This is a genomic window from Bartonella sp. AP58NXGY, assembly GCF_042195785.1.
Classification (GTDB): domain Bacteria; phylum Pseudomonadota; class Alphaproteobacteria; order Rhizobiales; family Rhizobiaceae; genus Bartonella.
Window position 1 is genome coordinate 264 of record NZ_JBHIOY010000445.1, and the last position, 256, is coordinate 519.

Genomic DNA, 256 nt, shown 5'->3' on the forward strand with positions numbered 1-256 from the left:
CTTTTGTTGTTGGTTTTCCTATTCATCATTCAAAATCGCCAAGAATTCATAATTTTTGGCTTAAACAATATGGTTTACAAGGAGAATATCTTGCACAGGAAGTGACTTCTGAAGAATTCAACCATTTTATTATTTCTTTACAAAAAATAGGCTTTTGTGGAGGAAATGTTACTCTACCTCATAAACAGGAAGCCTTTCGTTTAGCAGATTATAAAGATGAGAGAGCAACAATAATTGGTGCGGCTAATACACTTTG

Annotated in this window: 1 pseudogene; it reads left to right on the forward strand. The window is 33.2% G+C overall.

The features are described 5' to 3' along the window. Window positions 1–256: pseudogene (locus ACFINC_RS11915) on the forward strand (shikimate dehydrogenase); the annotation flags it as partial.